This window comes from Frigoribacterium sp. CFBP 13707, assembly GCF_014842245.1.
Classification (GTDB): Bacteria; Actinomycetota; Actinomycetes; order Actinomycetales; family Microbacteriaceae; genus Frigoribacterium; species Frigoribacterium endophyticum.
This window is the reverse complement of the sequence record NZ_JACYVL010000015.1, coordinates 28,765-47,962: the sequence shown is the minus strand read 5'-3', so window position 1 is coordinate 47,962 and position 19,198 is coordinate 28,765. Positions and strand designations below refer to the sequence as shown.

Here is a 19,198-nt window from a genome sequence, read left to right as displayed (position 1 = left end):
TGCTCGTAGTTGTAGTGCTGCACGGTGCGCCAGAACTTGTCGCCACCGTCCCGGGAGTTACCCACACGCGAGACGCCGTCGACACGATTCACACCGTCGCTGCGGTACGCGTGCATGTCCTCCATGTACCCGCCTGCCGTCGTGGGGTCGACATGGATCGGGTAGACCCGGTCCGGGTCCGTCAGCCACGACCTGGCCGGCGTGAGCGTCAGGGTCCACTCGTCGCCGTCGGGCGCGACGGTCAGAGGCACCATCGCCTCCGCGTCCGTCCGCTTCCCCTCGACGCCGGACGAGTCGTACATCACCGGTGCAGGAATCCCGAAGACAACGGTCCCGGCATCGTCGGTGAAGACCACGGAGTCGTCGTCATCCACCGACGCGGTGAGCCCCGGGGCGGTCACGTTCCACGTCCAGGAGTCGTGCTTGGTCGAGGGCAGCTTCGCCAGGACGAGCTCTTCCTTGACCGCGCCGTCGGTGACCTCGTAGGTGAGGTCCGTGTCGGGGAACACGTCCGGGTACCGCACCGTGTCCAGGGCGCCTCGTGACCTCGTGGGGACCTGGTGCACGGCTTCGGAGTCCGCAGCACCGACGAGTTCCATGCCCAGCGTGTACCCGTCACGGGTCGCGGTGAACACATCACCGTCGCCGGCGGAGGCTGCGAAGACAGGGGCGAGGGGGTGCGCCTCAGGCTCGAGGGTGCCACCGCGCTGTTCGACGAGGTCAGTGTCGACAGCGTCGAAGGACCCGTCCGAGGCCTCGACGTTCAGGGGCTCGACACCGATGACAGCGGTCTTGGTCCCGTCGTCGTTCAGGTACACGTCCTGGAACTCGCTCTGATCGACCAGCACCGAATCGGCAGGATCGAAAGAGCCCTCGACCTCCGGGGAAAGGTTCGTCAGCTTGTCCGTGTCCTTGCCCTCAGGGGCCAAGTCGAGGTCCCCACCGAGACTGGGCTCGAGGTCACCCGTGGGCACCGTCGGCACCGCGGGGTCCACAGCGTCCGACGAGATCGCAGGCACTGACCCGTAGTCCGGGACGGGCTCCGCTGCGACAGCCGGAACCGCCACCAACAGCTCCCCCAGCAGCGCGAACGCCGCCACCGAACCCACAACAGCGCCGCGGCGCCCCCAAGCAGCAAACATGCCAGCCCCAATTCAGTCGGGCCACACGACCCGAGACAAAGCTGAGAATAGGGACAGAAGAGGCCTGGAATTCCATCAAATTTGCACTTGATCTCGCCGACGAAGAAGGCGGGGTTCAGATGAACTCTGGACACTGAGCGAAGTCCTGAGGACAAGGACCGAAGGCGCCCCGACAAAGGGGTATGTCTACCCACCACTTGTTACCCGACCGTTACTTCGACACGACACGTGTCGGGACGACTCCGAGCGCATCTCTGCGGCTGAGCAACGGAGACGAAGAGCAGGCTGAGGCCAGGAAGCTCGGAGCTCCCCTGGCGTCAGTCGAGCAGGCCGGCGCTGTACTGCCAGAGCATGTCGGCGGCCTCGGGGTCGAGTGCGTACGCCTTGACGCCGACGCGCGGGCGGTCCTCGGAGAAGGGCAGCGCCTCCTCGACGTCCTCGAAGTAGCGGCCCCCGACGCCCTCGACGAGCGGCGACGCGGCGACCAGCACCGAGGTCGCGGCGCCCTGCTCCGGCGTCTTGAACGCCGGGTTCGGGGTGCCGTCGGCGTCGCGCCAGCCGCGGTCGAGGATCTCCTGCTCGGGCATGTGCCGCTGCAGGGCCGTCATGATGCCGCCCGGGTGCACGGCGTTGGCGAGCACGCCCTCGTCGGCCCAGCGCTGGGTGACGCCGACCGCGAAGAGCGAGTTGGCGGTCTTCGACTGGCCGTAGGCCGACCACGGGTCGTAGGGGCGGCGCTCGAACATCACGTCGTCGAAGACGACGGGCGAGTAGTGGTGGCCGGTCGAGCTCAGCGAGACGATGCGTGACGGGGCTCCGGCGTCGTCCGCGCCGGCGACGAGGGCCGACTTGAGGGCGAGCGACAGGGCCATGTGGCCGAGGTGGTTGTTCGAGAACTGGAGCTCCCAGCCCTCGGGCGTGCGGGTCTCGGGCGTGGCCATGACGCCGGCGTTGTTCACGAGGGCGTGCAGCGGGCCCTGCCAGGCGTCGGCGAAGGCGGTGAGGGAGTCGCGGCGCTGCAGGTCGAGGACGGCGTGCCGCACCGTCTCGCTGCCGGTGCTGCGGCGGATGTCGGCCGCCGCCTCCTCGCCCTGCTCCGGGCGTCGGACGGCGAGGGTCACCTCGGCGCCGGCCCCGGCGAGGGCGCGCGCCGTCTCGAGGCCGAGGCCCGAGGCGCCGCCCGTGACGACGATGCGGCGGCCCGTGAGGTCGATGCCGTCGACCACCTCGGCGGCGGTCGTGGCGGCGGAGAACGGGGTGGTGAGACGTGTCATGCGGTGAACGGTAGCCCCGGGGTCTGTGGTTGAGGTCTGCGGCTGGCGTCCGTGGCCGGTCCGTGCTCGGCCCCTCGACGCCCGGGGGTCAGGCGGAGCGGCCGGCCCAGGCGTCGACCCGCTCGAGGACGCCGCGCTGGAGGTCGAGCGAGGCACGCCAGTCGCCCGGGCGCCGGAGTCCGTGGTCGGCGCCGGGCACGGTGACGAGCTCGAGGCCGGAGCCGCCCAGGCCCTCCGGCCGCCACCACGCGTCGACGTCGCCCCCGACCGCCAGGTGCTCGGGGCCGGCGGCGTCGAGCGCGGCCCGTACGGCCGGCTCGGTCGTCAGCGGGGTGAGCCACGCGCCCGGCAGCCCTTCCCGGAGCGCCCACGGCAGGCACCAGGTGCCGAGCGACTTCGCGACGACGTGGGCGGGCCCGGTGGCGCCGGAGGCGCGGGCTGCGTCGAGCGCGGAGCGCGCCTCGGCCGTGACGAACGCCTCCGGGTCGCCCTCGGCGGCGTCATCGATCGTCCACGAGACGACCTGCACGTGCCAGCCCCGCTCGGCGAGCAGCGCGACGGACCAGGCGAGCACCGGCGCCTGCGCGGTGTAGCCGGCACCGGGGAGCACGAGGGCGACCGGCGACGCGGCGTCGAGGCCGGTGGAGGCGGTGGTCGAGGTCACGGGGCGAGCCTAGGAGGCGGCGGGTGCTGCGCACGACCGGCACGGTCAGCGAGGATGGGCTGATGGTGCGGACGGAGGGGCGGGGCGGTCGCGCCCGACGGCGCCTCCCGATCGTCACGCTCGTCTGACTCGGCGCGACCCTCGGCGCGCTCGTCGCCCTGGGGTTCCTCGCCCAGTCGGTCCCGGCCGGACTGCTCCTCGGAGCACCGCCGGCGCTGGGCCTGCTGGGCAGCGTCGCCGCACTCCTCGACCGTCGCCTGGACCGGGAAGACCGAAGCGACTGGGCCATCGGGTCCGCCCTCTCGGGCTTCGTCGGCGTCGTGGCGCTGTACGTCGTCGTTACCCTCGTCGAGGCCGTCGACTGGACCGTGAACGGGCCTCCCGCCTGGCTGTGACCGGATCCACGGCCGCGAGGCACGGGCAGGTCGACCATCTCGTCGCCGCCGGGCCCCCCTCAGGCGGTGCCGGGCTCGAGCGTGACCCACTCCTCGTCGCGGAGGTAGCCCACGGCGTCGTTCGCCCGGAGGACGGCCTCGTTGTCGGCGGACCCTCCTGTGCGGAACCGTTCGACGCCGTCCGACGTGAGCTCGAGGACTGAGCCCGCCTTCACGGCGACACCGAGGCCCCGTCCTCGCTGGTCACGACGGACGACCGTGAAGTCCGTCTCGGCGCGGACGCCCTCGACGTCGACGAAGGTCATGGCTACCAGCTCTCCGGTGGGCAGGAAGGCTCCGAACGCGCGGCGCGAGGCGGAGGGCGTCGCCCGGGCTGCGTCGAGCGGTTCGTGACGCGTCGCCACGCCCCCGGGGTAGTCGCCGGCGGTCGCCGCGTCGAGCGTCAGCACGTCGTGGAGGTCGCCCTCGCTCAGCTCGCGCAGGGAGCCGACGACTCCGGCCACGAACCGCCGCAGCCGCTCCCGGTCGACGCGCGCGGAGTCCAGCTGTGCCCCGAACGACCGGGCCGTGACGTGCCACCCGCCCGCCTCGAGCTCCGCGCGCCGCGGATCGTGCAGGGGCATGACCATGCTCTCTCCCATGCCAGTCATCCTGGCAGGCGCGAGCGCCGGGCTCGGTCCGTCGGCTCGCTCAGGCCCCGGCGGGTGCCACGGGCTTCTCGAACCAGTGGTCGGCGTAGCGCTCGTCGTTGAACGGCGGCACCTCGACCCAGCCCTCGGCGCGGTAGAGGCGGATCGCCTCGACGAGCGTCGCGTTCGTGTCGAGCCGCAGCAGCGTGGTGCCGCGCTCGACGGCCCGGCGCTCGAGGTCGCGCAGGAGGCGGCGGCCGAGCCCCGCTCCCCGCACCGCCCCCGAGACCCACACCCGCTTGACCTCGGCGGAGCCGTCGTCGTGCAGCTTGAGGGCGCCGCAGCCGACGGGCTCGCCGCTCCGCGTCGCGAGCACGAAGAGGCCCTTCGGCGGGCGCATCGACGCCGCCGTGGTCGGCACGGCCGCGGCGGGGTCGTAGCCGACGTCGAAGCGGGCGTCGATCTCGGCGAGGTACTGCCCGAGGCACCAGACGGCCCTCGGGTCGTCGGGGTCGACCTCGGCGAGCTCGATCGCGGCGGGGTCGAGCACTGCGGGGTCGAGCGCTCCGGGGTCGAGCCCTGCGGGGTCGAGCGCTGCGGCGTCCGTGCCGTTGTCGGGAGTCGTCATCCGGCGATCTCAGCCGGCCCGGCGGTCCTCGCGGTGGCGAGCGACGAGGGCTCGCCCGTAGATCACCGCCGCGACGTAGTGCCCGATCAGCCCGAGCAGCAGCACGAACGCACTGACCAGGATCATCACCTGGCCCGCGACGTCCAGGCCCTCCGAGCCCGCGACTCCTCGCCACTGGTCGACGGCCGCGTGGCCGACGAGCAGCATCAGCAGCCCGACGAAGATCAGGGCGGTGCGCACCTTGCCGACGCGCGTGACCGGGAAGGGCGCGCCGCCGAAGCGCACCAGCGCGTACAGGCTGAGCAGCACGTCGGGCAGCAGGATCAGCACGACGACGGGCCAGTTGAGCAGGTCGCCCAGCGCGAGCGAGACCATCACGACGATCACCGTCAGCCGGTCGGCCACGGGGTCGAGCCACCGGCCGAGCTCGGACGTCGCGCCGGTGCGCCGCGCGACGAACCCGTCGAGGAAGTCGGTGAAGAACACCACGGCGATCACGAGCAGCGACGACCAGTAGTGCGCGCCGACGACGAGCACGACGAAGACGGGCAGCAGCAGGAGGCGCACGGCCGTGATCGCGTTGGGCACGGTCCGCCACTCGTCGGTGCGGAACAGACGGTCGACGAGCTGCACGACGTCCTCTCGGGTCACGCTCCCGACGGGCTGCCGGGGCGCTCCGATCCTACGGGGCGCGCCGCGGCGGGTGGGCGGGCGAGCGCGGGAGGCGCGAGCCCGGTCCGCGAGGAGCGCGGCGGCCAGCAGGGCGTGCTCCAGGATCGCTCCTCCACTCCGGAGTGGAACAGCCTCCCCCAGCGCCCCGCCCACCGCTCAGCGAAGGCGGCCGGTCGCCGTCCTCCCCGGCGGGCCGGCGCCGACCCGCCGGCGAGGACACGGACCCGCCGCACTGCCCCACCAGCGGCGGCTCAGTACCCGTAGTCCTGGAGGCTGCCGGGCGACGTGTCGCCGTAGAGGTACGCGTAGCAGAGCACGCTCCGGTCGCCCTGGCCCCAGCTCTGCTCGGTCGGCGTCAGGTAGAGGTACTCGACCTCCGACTCCTCCCACGGCAGCCCGATGAAGCCCTCGAAGGCGCCGTAGCAGAGGTCGTCCGCCTCGGCCGCGGTCGCCTCGTCGCCGGGGTACGCGTCGGCGTCGGTGAGCTCGTCCTGCAGGTAGACCTCGTTCTGGTGCTCCTCGTCGCACGAGCGGAGGTCGACCATCGAGACCTCCTCCGCCGTCGCGTCGGCGCCGCCGAACGAGAAGCAGTCGCCGACCGTGAGCTCCTCGATGCCGGTGTCGGGCACGGCGTCGGGGTCGATGCCCGGGTCCGACCCGGCCGCGACCTCGCTCGACAGGGTGTCGATGCCGCTGAGGACGGCGGCGGAGACGCCCCCGAGCACGAGCACCGACGCGGCGATGATGCCGCCGATGAGCAGGCCGCGGTTCCGCGGCTTCGCGGGGGCGGCGGGTGCCCAGGCGCCGTAGGCGGGCGCGGCGCCGTAGCCGCCGGGCGCGCCGTAGGGCGCCGCCCCGGGGGCGGCCTGCGGCACGTACGCGTTCGGCGCGGCCTGGCCCGCGCCCTGCCCGGCCCACGCCCCGGGCGGGGGCGTCAGCGTCTGCGCCGGCTGGGGGACGTACGGAGCGGGCGCCGGCGCCCCGAAGACGGCGGGGCTGGGGATCGCGGGAGGGGCGGCGGGGCGCTCCCGGGCGAACGGAGCGTCGGCCTCGGCCGGGCCCACCGCGTCGACCCAGCGCCAGACCGACGCGACGGCTGCGTCGGCGACGACCCGCGCCTCCGCGTCCAGGGGCACGGCCAGCGACTCGCGCGACCGCTGGTCGGGCGGGGTGACGCCCGAGGCGTCGGCGTAGAGGCCGGCGACGAACCACTCCCGGCCGTCGTCGGCGAGGTCGAGCCAGAGACGGTGGCCGAGGCGCAGGCGGAGGGCCGCACCCGGCGCGCGGGTGCCCGGGTACTCGCTCGCGACGTCGGTGAGCTCGAGCCCGGAGAACTCGTGGCGGAGGAGCGCCGCGACGCGCTGGTGCGTCGGCGGCAGGTCGGCATCGGCCACGGTGGTCCCCTTCGGCGGCGTCGTCGGGGTCGACCGCCTGAGNGCGACCAGGGGTCGCGGCGAGGCCGGGCGTCGGGCCGAGCGAGGAGGCGCGGGTCAGTTCGAGACCGTCTCCAGCGTCGGGTAGTCGGTGTAGCCGGTGGCGCCCTCGGCGTAGAACGTGGCCGGGTTCGGCTCGTTCAGCTCGGTGTCGCCCTGCCAGCGCGCGACGAGGTCGGGGTTCGCGATGACCATGCGGCCGACCGCGACGGCGTCGGCGTGGCCGCCGCCGACGAGCTCCTCGGCCTCGGCCTTGTCGGTGACGACGCCGAAGCCGCTGTTGAGCACGACGGGGCCGCCGAAGCGGGCCCGGAGGTGCTGCACGAGCTCGCCGCGGGGCTCCGCGTGCAGCACGCTCAGGTAGGCCAGGCCGAGCGGCGCGACGCCGTCGAGCAGGGCCTCGTAGGTCGCGGTCACGTCGGCGAGGTCGGTCTCGGCGACGTCCTGGATGTTGTGCATGGGCGAGATGCGCATGCCGACACGGCCGGCGCCGATCGCCGCGGCGACGGCCGTGGCCGTCTCGACGCCGATGCGGGCGCGGGCGGCGGGGCTTCCGCCGTACTCGTCGGTGCGCACGTTCGACACGGGCGAGAGGAACTCGTGCAGCAGGTAGCCGTTGGCGCTGTGCAGCTCGACGCCGTCGAGGCCGGCCTCGAGCACGGCGCGCTTCGACGCGGTGACGATGTCCTGCACGACCTGGCGGACCTCCTCGGTGGTCAGCTCGTGCGGCACCGGGTAGGCCGACTTGCCGCTCGGCGTGTGGATCTCGCCGTCGATCGCGATGGCGCTCGGGCCGACGATGCGCTCGGTGCCGGTGACCTCGGTGTGCGAGACGCGGCCCGCGTGCATCACCTGCATGACGATCGTGCCGCCGGCGGCGTGCACCTCGTCGGCGACGCGCTTCCAGCCGGCGACCTGCTCGTCGGTGACGATGCCGGGCTGGCCGGTGTAGCCCTTGCCCTCCACGGTCGGGTAGGTGCCCTCGGTCACGATCAGGCCCACGGTCGCGCGCTGGCGGTAGTGCTCGACGATCAGGTCGCCGGGCACGTCGCCGGCGTCGGCGCGCATGCGGGTGAGGGGCGCCATGGTGACGCGGTTCGCGAGGGTGAGGTCGCCGAACGAGGCGGAGGAGAAGAGGTCCACGGAGGGTCCTTTCGTCGGGGATGAGGACGGGGCGCGACCGCGGGTGCGGCGCACGGAGGCAGCGGCGCCCGCGAGGGCAACCGGAGGTGCGGGGAGGGCATTCCGCCGCGACGGCGCGGCGGCGGGACTCCCAGGAGGAGCGCAGGTTCGGCCGCCTGCAGTCAGCGGCAGGAGCGGAGGCGCGTCAGGCGGAGGGGCGTCAGGCGGAGGCGCGTCGGAGGGGCGTCACGCGTCGAAGCCGGTGCGCACCGCGGCGATGTCGTCACTGCCGTGGCCGCGATCGGACGCACGCCCGTAGAGGCCGGCCAGCGCCTCCAGCAGTCCGGTGTCGACGGGCGTGCCGTCGGCCGCCTCGCGCATGAGGTCGATGTCCTTCCGGATGCCGTCGAGGGCGAACTGCGCGGGGTACTCGCCGGCGATCATCGTCGCGCCCTTGACGTGCGCGTACTGGCTGTCGGACTGCCCGCCGGCGATGGCGTCGAGGAAGAGCCGGGGGTCGAGCCCGAGGGCCTGCGTCAGGGCGAGCGACTGCGCGGTCGCCGCCGTGATCGACGCGATCCAGGCGTTGGCGGCGAGCTTGAGCGCCGTGCCCTGGCCCACCTCGGTGCCGGCCACGACCGTCTTCGCGCCCATGGCGTCGAGCACGGGGGTCGCCCGGGCGACGAGGTCGGGGTCGCCGGCGGCGAGCATGACGAGCGCGCCGGTCTCGGCGGGCTTCTTCGTGCCGAGCATCATCGCCTCGACGAGCGGCACGTCGAGCTCGCGGGCGAGGTCGACGACCTGGGCGGTGGCGGCGGTGCCGATCGTGCTCGCCTGGACCCAGAGGGGCGCGTCGGCGGAGTGCCGGGCCCGGCCGCCCTCGCGGAGCACGTCGAGCACCGCGGGGCCGTCGAACAGCACCGTCACGACGACGTCCGCGTCGGCGACGGCCTCGGCGACCGTGTCGGCCACGCGGGCCCCGTCGTCGGCGAGTGGCTCGGCCTTGGCCCGGGTGCGGTTCCAGACCGTCACGTCGAAGCCCTCGCGGAGCAGCGTCCTGGCGACGCCGCCGCCCATGATCCCGGTGCCGATGACTGCGACGTGCATGCCCTGGTGCTCCTTGCCGGCGGCCGTCGTGCAGCCGCGCCGATGTGCGGGGGCGGGCTGGTGCACCGCCGAGGTGCACCGTACGCCGGGCGGCTCGGGGCGCGCCCGGGGCCGGGGGGAGGCGCGGGTCGGCCGCCGCGGGGAGCCGCCCCGGCAGGGCGGCTCAGTCGACCGCGTCCTCGCCCACCGGGTCGCGGCGGATCGCCCGCCGCACGCGCTCGACGACGGAGGGGTTCGGCGGCTCGTTGTACGTGCCGGCGAGCTCCTGGCCGCTGAGGCGCGCGATGGCCGCCATCACCTCGTCGGTCGCCTGGCGCCGGGCGCGGCCCGACTTCGCCTCGCCGTGGTGCGACAGGTCGATCGGCTCGCCGAACTCGACGGTGAAGCGGGTGAGGCGCGGAAGGGTGGAGCCGACCGGCTGCAGCTCCTGCGTGCCGGTCAGGGCGACGGGCACGACGGGGGCGCCGCTCGTGAGGGCGAGCCAGGCGACGCCCGTGCGGCCCTTGTAGAGACGTCCGTCGAGCGATCGGGTGCCCTCGGGGTAGATCGCGAAGGCGGCCTCCTGCGTCAGGCGCTCGAGCCCGAGGTCGAGGGCGTGCTGCGCGGCGGAGCCGGCGCCGCGCTCGACGCCGATGGCCCCGATGCCGGTGAAGAAGGAGCGGCGAAGCCGGCCCCGGAGGCCCGTGCCCGTGAAGTAGGCGTTCTTCGCGAGGAACGACACCTCCCGCGGGGCCATCAGCGTGATGACGACGCTGTCCATGAACGACAGGTGGTTGCTGGCGAGGATGACCGCGCCCCGCTTGGGCACATTGCGGCGTCCGACGACGCGGGGTCGCCAGAGGAGGCGCACGAGGGGCGCGAGGACAGCCCGGCTGACGAAGGTGAGCACGCTCCAGGGTGCCCGACGCCGCATGCCCCGCCGGGCATGCTCCCCGGGCGTCGACGGGCCGTGCGCCGACGGCGGGTGACGGCCGGGGGCGCGGCGGGCGAGGGGCGGGCGGGAGACGCGGGGCCGGCGGACCACCCGCGGCGGGTACGGCGGGTGTCCTCCTTCTGACTGATTGCGCGCCTCCGACGGACCTGTCTAGGCTCGTCGCGGGGATGCAGGTGCGCCGTGGGGGCGCACCGGGGGGACGACGATGACGCACGACATGCAGGAGCCGACGACTCGCGACGGTCAGGGGGCCGACGCGATCATCGCGCTGCCGGCCGGGCGTCTCCGGCGGGCGGCCTACGCCGTCGCGCCGGCGGTCTACCTCTACTACGCCGTGGTGGCGTCCGCCGGGGCCGCGGGGGCGGCCCGGGCGGACTTCGTCGCGGCTGACGTCGCCGTCGTCCTCTACGGCCTCGCCGCGGCGGTCGCCGTCGCGCTGCTCGTCACGATGACCGTGATCCGCGTGCGGGTCCGGCTCGGCCTGCCGCTGCTCCTGCAGCCGGTGCAGGCCCTGTACCTGAGCGCTCCCCTGGGCTGCGCCTTCCTGCTCTCGGCCGCGTACGTCTCCCGCCTCCACGGCGGCGGGTTCGCCGGGGGCTTCGAGGCGATGGTCGGGACGACCCTCGCGCTCGTGCTGCTCGCCCGACGCGTCTCCGAGCTCCAGCTCGGCTCCGCCGGCCCGGTCTCGGGGCCGATACGGGTGCCCGCACGGCCGACGCCGCGGGCCGAACGGACCGCACGGGTCGGGCAAGTCGGGCAGGTCGACGACCGCGTCGTCGTCGACGCCCGCTCCGCCCAGCACTGACGCCGACGCCGACGCCTCACGGCTCCAGCCGCCGCGCGGCACCGAGGGCCATCGGATCGACCCGGGCCCGCCCTGGCGCAGCGCGTCGCCAGCGCCGGTCGTCAGTGCCGGTCGTCGGTGCCGGTCGTCAGCGCCAGTCGTCGGGCGGGACGTCGTCGACGTAGGGGTCGAAGGGCGGCTCGTCGTCGTACGGGTACGGCTCGAGGTCGGGGGCGCCCCCGCTGGCCGGGACCGTCGTCGTGGGGCGCGTCGCCGGTCGTGACCGGGCGGGCGCGGCCCGGCGGGCCGACCCGGGCGCTGTGGCGGGCCGAGCCTCGTCGTCGACCCCGCCCCCTCCCCCGCCGAAGCTCGGGCCGGAGCTCGCCGGGCCGCGCTCGGCCGCCGCGGCGGCGGCCTCCTCGGGCGAGACGCCGGCCACGACGTCGAGCACCTGCTGGCCGTAGGTGTCGAGCTTCTTCTGCCCGACGCCGCTGATGCCGGCGAGCTCGGTCATCGACGAGGGCCGGGCCGCGGCGACGCCGCGCAGGGTGACGTCGCCGAAGACGACGTAGGCGGGCACGCCCTGGGCCTTCGCGACCCCGGCCCGCCACTGGCGCAGCGTCTCGAACAGCGGCACGTCGGCGGCGTCGAGGTCGGCGGCGCCGGCACCGGTGCGCGAGCCGCGCGACGAGCCGCCCGCCCCGCGGGCCGAGCGCGATCGGGGGGCCCGCTCGGGCTCCTTGCGGAGACGGACGGGCCGCGAGCCCGAGAGCACCTCGGCCGCGGCGTCGGTGATGAGCAGGGTGCCGTAGCCGTCGGGCGAGACGGCCAGCACGCCCTGGGCGAGCAGCTGGCGCACGACGCCCCGCCACTCGATCTCGCTCAGCTCGGTGCCGATGCCGAACGTGCTGAGCTGCTCGTGGCGGTTCTGCGTGATGCGCGGCGTCGTCTTGCCGAGCAGGATGTCGATGATCTGGCCCGCGCCGAACTGCTGGTCGCGCTCGCGCTTGAGGCGCACGATCGTCGACAGGAGCTTCTGCGCCGGCACGGTGCCGTCGAGCGACTGCGGCGGGTTCAGGCAGGTGTCGCAGTTGTGGCACGGGGTGCTCGCCTGGCCGAAGTAGCCGAGCAGCTGCACGCGGCGGCACTCGACCGTCTCGCAGAGCGCGAGCATCGCGTCGAGGTGCGCGCTGAGCTTGCGGCGGTGCTCGGCGTCGCCCTCCGACTGGTCGATCATGCGGCGCTGCTGCATGACGTCCTGCAGGCCGTAGGCCAGCCACGCGGTGGAGGGCAGGCCGTCTCGCCCGGCCCGCCCGGTCTCCTGGTAGTAGCCCTCGACCGACTTGGGCAGGTCGAGGTGGGCGACGAAGCGGACGTCGGGCTTGTCGATGCCCATGCCGAAGGCGATCGTGGCGACCATCACGATGCCGTCTTCACGGAGGAAGCGCGACTGGTTGCGGGCGCGCGTGCCCGCGTCGAGGCCCGCGTGGTAGGGCAGCGCGGCGATGCCCTGCTTCACCAGGAACTCGGCCGTGCTCTCGACCGACTTGCGCGAGAGGCAGTAGACGATGCCGGCGTCGCCGTCGTGCTCGGCGCGGATGAAGCGGAGCAGCTGCTGCTGCGGACCGTCTTTCGCCTCGATGCGGTACTGGATGTTGGGGCGGTCGAAGTCGGCCACGAAGTGCGCGGCGTCGTCGAGCTCGAGCCGCCGCGAGATCTCGCGGTGGGTGGTCTCGGTGGCGGTCGCGGTGAGGGCGATGCGCGGCACGTCGGGCCAGCGCTCGTGGAGCACCGACAGCTCGAGGTAGTCGGGGCGGAAGTCGTGGCCCCACTGCGCGACGCAGTGCGCCTCGTCGATCGCGAAGAGCGAGACCCGGCCGCGGTCGAGGAGCGACTTGGTGCTGTCGAGCTTCAGCCGCTCGGGCGCGAGGTAGAGCATGTCGAGCTCGCCCGTGACGAAGGCCTGCTCGACGGCACGGCGCTGGTCGGGGTCTTGCGTGCTGTTCAGGAACGACGCCCGCACGCCCACGGCCTCGAGGGCGTCGACCTGGTCTTGCATCAGCGCGATCAGCGGCGAGACGACGACCCCGGTGCCGGGGCGCACGAGCGCGGGCACCTGGTAGCAGAGCGACTTGCCGCCGCCGGTCGGCATCAGCACGAGGGCGTCGCCGCCGCCGACGACCTGGTCGATGATCGCCGCTTGGTCGCCGCGGAAGGCGTCGTAGCCGAAGACCCGCTGCAGCACCTCGACGGGCGAGCCGGCCCGCGCGGAGGCGTCGGTCGCGCTGCCGGAGGCGTCGGTCGGGCTGCCGGTGGCGGGGGCTGCGGAGGAGGGGGGAGCGTCGGTCACCAGGCGAGTCTAGGAGGCGCCACCGACGCGGTCAGCCGACCCGCGACTCCACCGGGTGACGCCCCGTGAGCTCGCTCGCGGGGGAGGACGCGAGCTCGCCCGACCTGTGGAACGAGCGCAGCACGAGCCAGGCCCAGAACGGCGTGCAGACGACCGTCACGGCGAGCGCGAGGGGGCTGCCGTCGCTCGACGGGGTGCCCGCGTAGGGCGCCAGGAGGAGGAAGAGGACCGTGTTGTTGAGCACGTGCGCGACGATGGCGGCCTCGAGCCCGCCGGTGCGCCAGGTCAGCCAGGCGGCGGTCACGCCGAAGACGGCGACGTCGAGCACGCCCCAGACGTTGTAGGCGTGCGAGAGGCCGAAGGCGACGGTGGGCACGACGATCGCGACGAGCGGCCGGGCGATCCACGACCCCAGCGACTGCATCGCGAAGCCGCGGAAGACGTACTCCTCCGCGCTGGCCTGCAGGGGAACGAGCAGGAGGATCACGACGACCGACCAGACGAGGGCGGCGGGCGGCGTCGTGACGGGGCCGGAGCCCAGCTCGTCGCCCGTGACCAGCGGCACGACGAGGTAGCTGAGCAGGACGGTGAGCGCCATGAAGGCGGCGGCCGGGCCCACGCAGCGGAGCAGCCAGCGCCAGCGGAGGCGGCCGGCGACGCTCGAGAGCTGACCCCAGCCGCCGAGCCCGGCGAGCTTCGTCGCGAGCAGCACGGAGGGCAGCATGGTCGCGATCGAGCCCAGCGTCGCGAGCATGACGAGGGGCTGGGAGGCGTCGAGCGGGTCGCCCTGGAGGCCCTCGGCCAGGCGGGAGGCGGCGTCCGCTCCCCCGGCCGCGGCGACCACGGCGTAGAGGGCGAGCACGACGACGTTCGACGCGACGACGTAGAAGACCGTGCCGAGCAGGAGCGCCAGCAGCGGCCGGTACCAGCGGTACGTCGGCAGGGTGCGGAACAGGCGGTGGTAGGCGACGGTCACGGGGTCGAGGCTAGCCGGGACAGCTGCGACGCCGGACGGCCCGGCCGCACCGTGGGGTGCGACCGGGCCGTCCGGGTCGAGCTGTGCGGGGGGGCGTCAGTCGGTGGTGCCGACGGAGGCGGTGCGACGGCGACGGAGGCGCGTGGCCGTGACCACGCCGGCGCCGGCCAGCATCAGGGTCAGCGCGAGCGCCAGCCCGGTCATCGCGGCGTCGGAGCCCGTGTAGGCGAGGTCACCCGAGGCCGTGACGCGCGTGGGGCGGGTCGACGTGCCGGTGCCCGCACCCGTCCCGGTGCCCGCACCGGTGCCCGCTCCGGCCCCGGGGGCGGGGACGGCGGGGTCGGTCGGGGCCGGGGTCGGGTCGACGACGACCGGCTCGGCGGCGGCGGCGAGGACGACGGGCACGTCGACGACCGTCCCCGTCCCCGCCACCGTGACGCGCAGCTGACGCACGACCGGGCCGGCCGTGGGGGCCGTGACGCCGGCGGGCACCGCGAACGACAGCGTCGCGCGCCCGGTCTCGTCGCCCTTGTCGACCACGGTGCGGTCGATCGGCTGCGAGGCGAGCTCGACGCCGTCGAGGCTGACCGAGACGGTGCCCGTCTCCGGCCCGACCTGCGAGCTGAAGAGCAGCGACGAGAGCGACAGCGTCACCGTGTCGCCGGCCGCGAAGCCGGCCTCGGGCGACGGGGTCGCCGTGACGCCGACCGAGCGCTGGGTGAAGTCCGGCGTGGCGACGCGGGCGGGCGAGCCGGCGGGCACGGTGAAGTAGTCCACCTGGGCCTGCAGGTCGACCTTGCCGCTGTCGGCCGCCGAGCCGGTGTTGAAGGCGGTGAAGTTGTCGCCGCCCGACGACAGGAACGAGTTGACCGTGACCTTGTACGAGGCCGCGCGGTCGAGCTCCGCGCCGTTCAGCGTGATCGTGCGGATGCGCTCACCGGAGGCGGCGGCCGGGTCGTACGTGTAGCTGAGGCCCTTCGAGACGCCCAGCTTGAGGAACGGCCGCGACGACCCGGCGGGCTGCCACTGCTGCTCGAGGGCCTGCTCGATCTGCGCCCCCGTCATGTCGACGACGATGAGCGTGTTGGCGAAGGGCTGCACGGCGGCGGCCTCGGCGAAGGTCAGGTTGCCGGCGGGGTCGCTGGCGCCCGCGGAGGCGTAGCGCAGGTCGGCACGGAGGCCGCCCGGGTTCATGAAGGCCATCTGCGACCCGTTGCCGACCGTGGCCTCGAGCTGCACGTCGGCGACGAAGTTGCCGAGGGTCGACTCGCCTCCGCGGTTCTCGGTGCCGTCGGACTGCACGGCGCGGGGGAAGTCGGCGGTGATCTCGCCGACCTTCTTCGCGCCCTCGACCGCGGCGACCGCGACGGCGTCGCTGACGATCTTCGCGACCTCGGGGTCGGGCGTCGCCTTCTGGTAGAGCGGCAGGAGCTCGCTCGTGACCGTCGTGGCCTTCGTGTCGGCGTCGAACGTGATCGCGAGGTGGCTCAGGTTCGCGCCGTAGCTGCCGGTCTGCACGACCGGGCGAGGCGTGGTGCCGCCGGTCGGCACGACCGAGAAGTTGTACGACTGGTGCGTGTGGCCCGACAGGATCGCGTCGACCTTCGGCGAGACGTCGGTCGCGATGCGCGCGAAGTCGCCGCCCGCGTCGAGCGCCGTGCCCGACGAGTTGCCCTCGTGCACGAGCAGCACGAGCACGTCGGCCTCGCCGTTCGCGGCGGCGCCGTCGCTGAGGTCGTCGGCCACGTCGTTGACGCTGTCGACGATGTCGCCGAAGGTGAGGCCGGCGATGCCGGACGGGCTGACCAGCTCGGGCATCAGCTCGGTGATCGCGCCGATGTAGCCGACCCTGACGCCGCCGACGTCCTTGACGAAGTAGGGGTCGTAGGCGTGCGAGCCGTCGGCCCGGAAGATGTTGGCCCCGAGGTAGGGGAAGTCGCTGGCGTCGTCGACGCGGCCGTTGAGGTCGTCCTGGCCGCGGTCGAACTCGTGGTTGCCGAGCGCGCTGACGTCGAGGTCCATCGCGTTGAGCGCGTCGAGGGCCGGCTTGTCCTCCTGGATGAAGGAGGTGAAGGTCGAGGCACCGATGTTGTCGCCCGACGACACGAACGACGTGTTCGGGTGGGTCGTGCGGAACTGGTCGACGAACCCGGCCATGACGGCGGCGCCGGCGACCGGCGAGGCCTCCTGCGCGATGCGGCCGTGGAAGTCGTTGATGCCGAGGATGTCGATGGTTGTCGGGGCTGCCTGGGCCGGGACGGCGGCCACGAGACCGGCGCCGAGGGTGGCGACGGCGACGAGCGAGAGGGCGGCGCGACGGCGACGACGCGGCGCTCCCGTCTCGGCCGGAGGTGCGATGGGGTGACGGGGGCGCATGTGCGGTGTGTCTCCTGGTGTCCGTGCGTGATCTCAGGCCCGCGGGAGGTGCCCGGGGCGGCCCGCCCCTCGGACGAGGGACAGACCCGACGAACATAAGATCTGGCTGGGAGCCGCACAAGGCTCCGCACACGTTCGTCACGTGCTGTTAACGCGACGGTCGTCGTCCACCCCCACCGCGCCTCCGGAGGTCCCGTTGCTGTCCGTGCTCCTCGGCCTCGCCGCCGCCGTCGCCTACGGCTCGGGCGACTTCCTCGGCGGTCTCGCGGCGCGTCGCCTGCCGCCGCTCCGCGTCACGGCGATCTCGGCGGCGAGCGGCCTCGCGCTGCTGCTCGTGCTGCTCGTCGTGGTGCCCGGCACCCCCTCCGGCGCCGCGGTCGGCTGGGGCGTCGCGAGCGGCGTGGCCGGCGCCGCCGCCATCGCCCTGCTCTACGCCTGCCTCGCGATCGGGCCGATGAGCATCCTGTCGCCGCTGACCGCCGTGGTCTCCGCGATCGTGCCGGTGGGCGTGGGCCTGCTGCAGGGCTCGCGGCTCGGGCCGGCCGGCTGGGCGGGCATCGCGCTCGCCCTCGTCGCGGTGGTGCTCGTCGGGTTCGTGCCCGACGCCTCCGCCCCGAAGCCGACCGCCGCCGGCCTGCTGATGGCCCTCGCGGCGGGCGTCGGCATCGGCGTCGTCCTCGTCTTCCTCGACCAGACGCCCGCCGACTCCGGCCTCGTGCCGCTGGTCGCGAACCGGGTCACGAACGTGGTGCTGACCGGAGGCGCGGTGGCGGTGCTCGCCCTGGTGGCGATCTCGAGGCGGCGGTCGCCGGGCGTGGGAGGCGCGGGTCGAGCAGGAGGCGCGGGTCACGCGCTGCCGACGGCTCACGCCTCCGGCACGGCCGGGCCGGCAGGCGTGCCGTCGGTGGCCCGGGGCCTCGCCCCCGCTCTCCGCCTCGCCCTGCTCTGCGGCGTGGCCGACGCCGGGGCGAACGTGCTCATCCTCCTCGGGCTCCGGCTCGGCGACCTCACCGTGATGAGCGTGCTGACCGCGCTCTACTCCGCCGTGACGGTGGTGCTGGCCGCCGTCGTGCTGCGGGAGCGGCTCACCCGGTCGCAGGTCGTCGGCCTCGTGCTCGCCCTCGCGGCGGCCGTGCTTCTCGCGCTCGACTGAGAACGGCCCCCGTCGACGTCGACGGCCCGCCCGCTCAGTCCTCGATGAGCCGCTTGCCGAGCACGACGACGTCCTGCCGCTCGTAGCCGAGCGCGCTCCACGCGGCGAGCGCGTCGTCGTTGCCCGACCGCACCATCAGCTGCAGCTTGGGGCAGCCCGCCTCGGTGAGCAGCCGCTCGGCCTCGGCCACGAGCGCGCGGGCCCGGCCGCCGCCGCGGAGGGCCGGGGCGACGGCGACGTAGTAGAGCCAGCCGCGGTGGCCCTCGTGACCGGCCATGGCGGTGGCGACCACCGCCTCCTGCACTCCCCCGTCGGCCGTCTCGACCCGCTCGGTGCCGACGAGGAAGAGCTCGGGCTGCACCTGGAGCTTGCGCTCGATGTCGCGGCGCGGGTCGTTCCACGGGCGGGTCAGGCCGCACTCCTCCCACAGGGCGACGACGGTCTCGGTGTCGGCGGGGGCGAAGGCGCGGATCTCCATCGGTCGAGCCTGCCAGACCGCGAGCGGCCCGGCGGCCCGGCGGCCCGGGGCCTCGGCGGAGCAGGCAGGAGTCGCGGGTCGAGGCCCGCCCGGAGGCCCGGTCGTAGGATGGGCCGTCTGCCCCGCCGACCCCGAGGAGCCCGTGTGACCCGAGCCGACCCCCGCCGCCGCCTGGCCGTGCTCGGCTCGCCGATCGCCCACTCGCTGTCACCGAGCCTGCACGCCGCGGCTTACGAGGTGCTCGGGCTCGACTACGACTACGGCCGTGCCGAGGTCGCCTCGGGCGAGCTGCAGGGCTTCGTCGACGGCCTCGACGCGAGCTGGCGGGGGCTCAGCCTCACGATGCCGCTCAAGCGCGAGGTGCTGCCGCTGCTCGACACCGTCTCGCCGCTCGCGGCCCTGCTCGGCGTCGCCAACACCGTCGTCATCGACGACGAGGGCCGCCGGCACGGGCACAACACCGACGTCGACGGCATCGTCCGGGCCGTCGAGCGCCGGCACGACGTGCGGCCCGAGTCGGCCGTCATCCTCGGCGGCGGCGCGACGGCGGCCTCCGCGATGCACGCGGCCTGGCAGCTGGGAGCCCGGTCGTTCTCCGTCCACCTCCGCAGCCCCGGCCGCGCCGGCGAGCTGACCGCCCTCGCCGCGGAGCTCGGCGGCGACGTCGTCGTGGCCCCGCTCAGCGAGCTGCCCTCCATCGGCCCCCTCGACTTCGTCGTCAGCACCCTGCCCGCCGGCGCGGCCGACGACCTGCCGCTGCGGCCGCGGAGCTCGACGTCGGTGCTGTTCGACGTCGCCTACGACCCGTGGCCGACGCGCGCCGCGAGCGCCTGGGCGGCGCAGGGCGGCGTCGTGCTCAGCGGGCTCGACATGCTCGTCGAGCAGGCGATCGGGCAGGTGCGGTTGTTCACGGGGGGCGCGGCCGACGAGCCCCTCCCCGACGAGGGCGCCGTGCGGGCGGCCGTCCGTGCGGCGGCCGGGCTCGAGGCGGAGCCGTCGGGCGCCGCCGACCGCGGCGACCACCACGAGCACGGCGACCGCCACGACCTCGGCGGCCGCGGCGACCGGGCGGTGGTCTGAC

Annotated in this window: 17 protein-coding genes; 3 read left to right on the top strand and 14 right to left on the bottom strand. The window is 74.4% G+C overall.

Annotated features, from left to right (window positions below; translation table 11 throughout):
- The 10 genes from IFT45_RS15505 to IFT45_RS15460 all read right to left on the bottom strand — a co-directional run.
- Nucleotides 1-1,142, bottom strand: a 1,142-nt coding sequence (locus tag IFT45_RS15505; RefSeq protein ID WP_197982494.1) for a hypothetical protein, incomplete at its 3' end; no start/stop codon positions are given.
- 317 nt (nt 1,143-1,459) lie between these two features.
- Complete coding sequence (locus IFT45_RS15500) at nt 1,460-2,416, bottom strand: SDR family NAD(P)-dependent oxidoreductase (protein WP_192129243.1); 957 nt, start codon at nt 2,414-2,416, stop codon at nt 1,460-1,462.
- A gap of 88 nt (nt 2,417-2,504) precedes the next feature.
- Complete coding sequence (locus IFT45_RS15495; RefSeq protein ID WP_192129242.1) at nt 2,505-3,080, bottom strand: hypothetical protein; 576 nt, start codon at nt 3,078-3,080, stop codon at nt 2,505-2,507.
- A 454-nt stretch (nt 3,081-3,534) separates the two neighbouring features.
- Entirely contained in the window at nt 3,535-4,116 is a 582-nt protein-coding gene (locus tag IFT45_RS15490) for an acetyltransferase (protein ID WP_192046597.1), read from the bottom strand.
- Between the two features lie 49 nt (nt 4,117-4,165).
- The gene (locus IFT45_RS15485; protein WP_192129240.1) at nt 4,166-4,732 is read right to left on the bottom strand and encodes a GNAT family N-acetyltransferase; all 567 of its coding nucleotides are present in this window, start codon (nt 4,730-4,732) and stop codon (nt 4,166-4,168) included.
- 9 nt (nt 4,733-4,741) lie between these two features.
- Nucleotides 4,742-5,383: a CDP-alcohol phosphatidyltransferase family protein gene (locus IFT45_RS15480; protein WP_056052014.1), complete on the bottom strand. Its 642-nt coding sequence runs from the start codon at nt 5,381-5,383 to the stop codon at nt 4,742-4,744.
- A 272-nt stretch (nt 5,384-5,655) separates the two neighbouring features.
- Entirely contained in the window at nt 5,656-6,798 is a 1,143-nt protein-coding gene (locus IFT45_RS17950) for a septum formation family protein (protein ID WP_192129238.1), read from the bottom strand.
- A 96-nt stretch (nt 6,799-6,894) separates the two neighbouring features.
- Nucleotides 6,895-7,980, bottom strand: a complete 1,086-nt coding sequence (locus IFT45_RS15470) for an alkene reductase (protein ID WP_192129236.1) — start codon at nt 7,978-7,980, stop codon at nt 6,895-6,897.
- A gap of 225 nt (nt 7,981-8,205) precedes the next feature.
- On the bottom strand, nt 8,206-9,132 hold the full coding sequence (locus IFT45_RS17945) for an NAD(P)-dependent oxidoreductase (RefSeq protein ID WP_371811053.1): 927 nt from the start codon (nt 9,130-9,132) through the stop codon (nt 8,206-8,208).
- 97 nt (nt 9,133-9,229) lie between these two features.
- Nucleotides 9,230-9,979, bottom strand: coding sequence for a 1-acyl-sn-glycerol-3-phosphate acyltransferase (locus tag IFT45_RS15460; protein ID WP_056052002.1), 750 nt, complete (start codon nt 9,977-9,979; stop codon nt 9,230-9,232).
- Between the two features lie 226 nt (nt 9,980-10,205).
- Here IFT45_RS15460 and IFT45_RS15455 point away from each other — a divergent pair, with 226 nt between their 5' ends.
- Entirely contained in the window at nt 10,206-10,805 is a 600-nt protein-coding gene (locus IFT45_RS15455) for a hypothetical protein (RefSeq protein ID WP_192129232.1), read from the top strand.
- A 127-nt stretch (nt 10,806-10,932) separates the two neighbouring features.
- Here the strand turns inward: IFT45_RS15455 and recQ are convergent, their stop codons facing one another.
- The 3 genes from recQ to IFT45_RS15440 all read right to left on the bottom strand — a co-directional run bounded on the left by recQ (nt 10,933) and on the right by IFT45_RS15440 (nt 16,486).
- Nucleotides 10,933-13,134, bottom strand: coding sequence for a DNA helicase RecQ (recQ, locus tag IFT45_RS15450; RefSeq protein WP_192129230.1), 2,202 nt, complete (start codon nt 13,132-13,134; stop codon nt 10,933-10,935).
- Nucleotides 13,135-13,165: 31 nt separating this feature from the next.
- Nucleotides 13,166-14,110: a type II CAAX endopeptidase family protein gene (locus tag IFT45_RS17940; RefSeq protein ID WP_192129228.1), complete on the bottom strand. Its 945-nt coding sequence runs from the start codon at nt 14,108-14,110 to the stop codon at nt 13,166-13,168.
- 96 nt (nt 14,111-14,206) lie between these two features.
- Nucleotides 14,207-16,486, bottom strand: a complete 2,280-nt coding sequence (locus IFT45_RS15440) for a bifunctional UDP-sugar hydrolase/5'-nucleotidase (RefSeq protein WP_192129226.1) — start codon at nt 16,484-16,486, stop codon at nt 14,207-14,209.
- A 205-nt stretch (nt 16,487-16,691) separates the two neighbouring features.
- Between IFT45_RS15440 and IFT45_RS15435 the strand changes: the two genes are divergently transcribed.
- The gene (locus IFT45_RS15435; protein WP_371811054.1) at nt 16,692-17,639 is read left to right on the top strand and encodes an EamA family transporter; all 948 of its coding nucleotides are present in this window, start codon (nt 16,692-16,694) and stop codon (nt 17,637-17,639) included.
- Between the two features lie 34 nt (nt 17,640-17,673).
- Here the strand turns inward: IFT45_RS15435 and IFT45_RS15430 are convergent, their stop codons facing one another.
- On the bottom strand, nt 17,674-18,117 hold the full coding sequence (locus tag IFT45_RS15430) for a GNAT family acetyltransferase (protein ID WP_167257859.1): 444 nt from the start codon (nt 18,115-18,117) through the stop codon (nt 17,674-17,676).
- A 144-nt stretch (nt 18,118-18,261) separates the two neighbouring features.
- On the opposite strand from IFT45_RS15430, the gene IFT45_RS15425 reads away from it, so the two are divergent.
- Nucleotides 18,262-19,197, top strand: a complete 936-nt coding sequence (locus IFT45_RS15425) for a shikimate dehydrogenase (RefSeq protein WP_371811051.1) — start codon at nt 18,262-18,264, stop codon at nt 19,195-19,197.
- The last annotated feature ends 1 nt before the right edge of the window (nt 19,198 follow it).

Coding starts and splice junctions, on each gene's coding strand:
- IFT45_RS15500 (WP_192129243.1), bottom strand. CDS start 2,416: ATGACACGTCTCACCACCCCGTTCTCCGCCGCCACGACCGCCGCCGAG.
- IFT45_RS15490 (WP_192046597.1), bottom strand. CDS start 4,116: ATGGGAGAGAGCATGGTCATGCCCCTGCACGATCCGCGGCGCGCGGAG.
- IFT45_RS15485 (WP_192129240.1), bottom strand. CDS start 4,732: ATGACGACTCCCGACAACGGCACGGACGCCGCAGCGCTCGACCCCGCA.
- IFT45_RS15460 (WP_056052002.1), bottom strand. CDS start 9,979: ATGCGGCGTCGGGCACCCTGGAGCGTGCTCACCTTCGTCAGCCGGGCT.
- IFT45_RS15455 (WP_192129232.1), top strand. CDS start 10,206: ATGACGCACGACATGCAGGAGCCGACGACTCGCGACGGTCAGGGGGCC.
- IFT45_RS15440 (WP_192129226.1), bottom strand. CDS start 16,486: ATGCGCCCCCGTCACCCCATCGCACCTCCGGCCGAGACGGGAGCGCCG.
- IFT45_RS15430 (WP_167257859.1), bottom strand. CDS start 18,117: ATGGAGATCCGCGCCTTCGCCCCCGCCGACACCGAGACCGTCGTCGCC.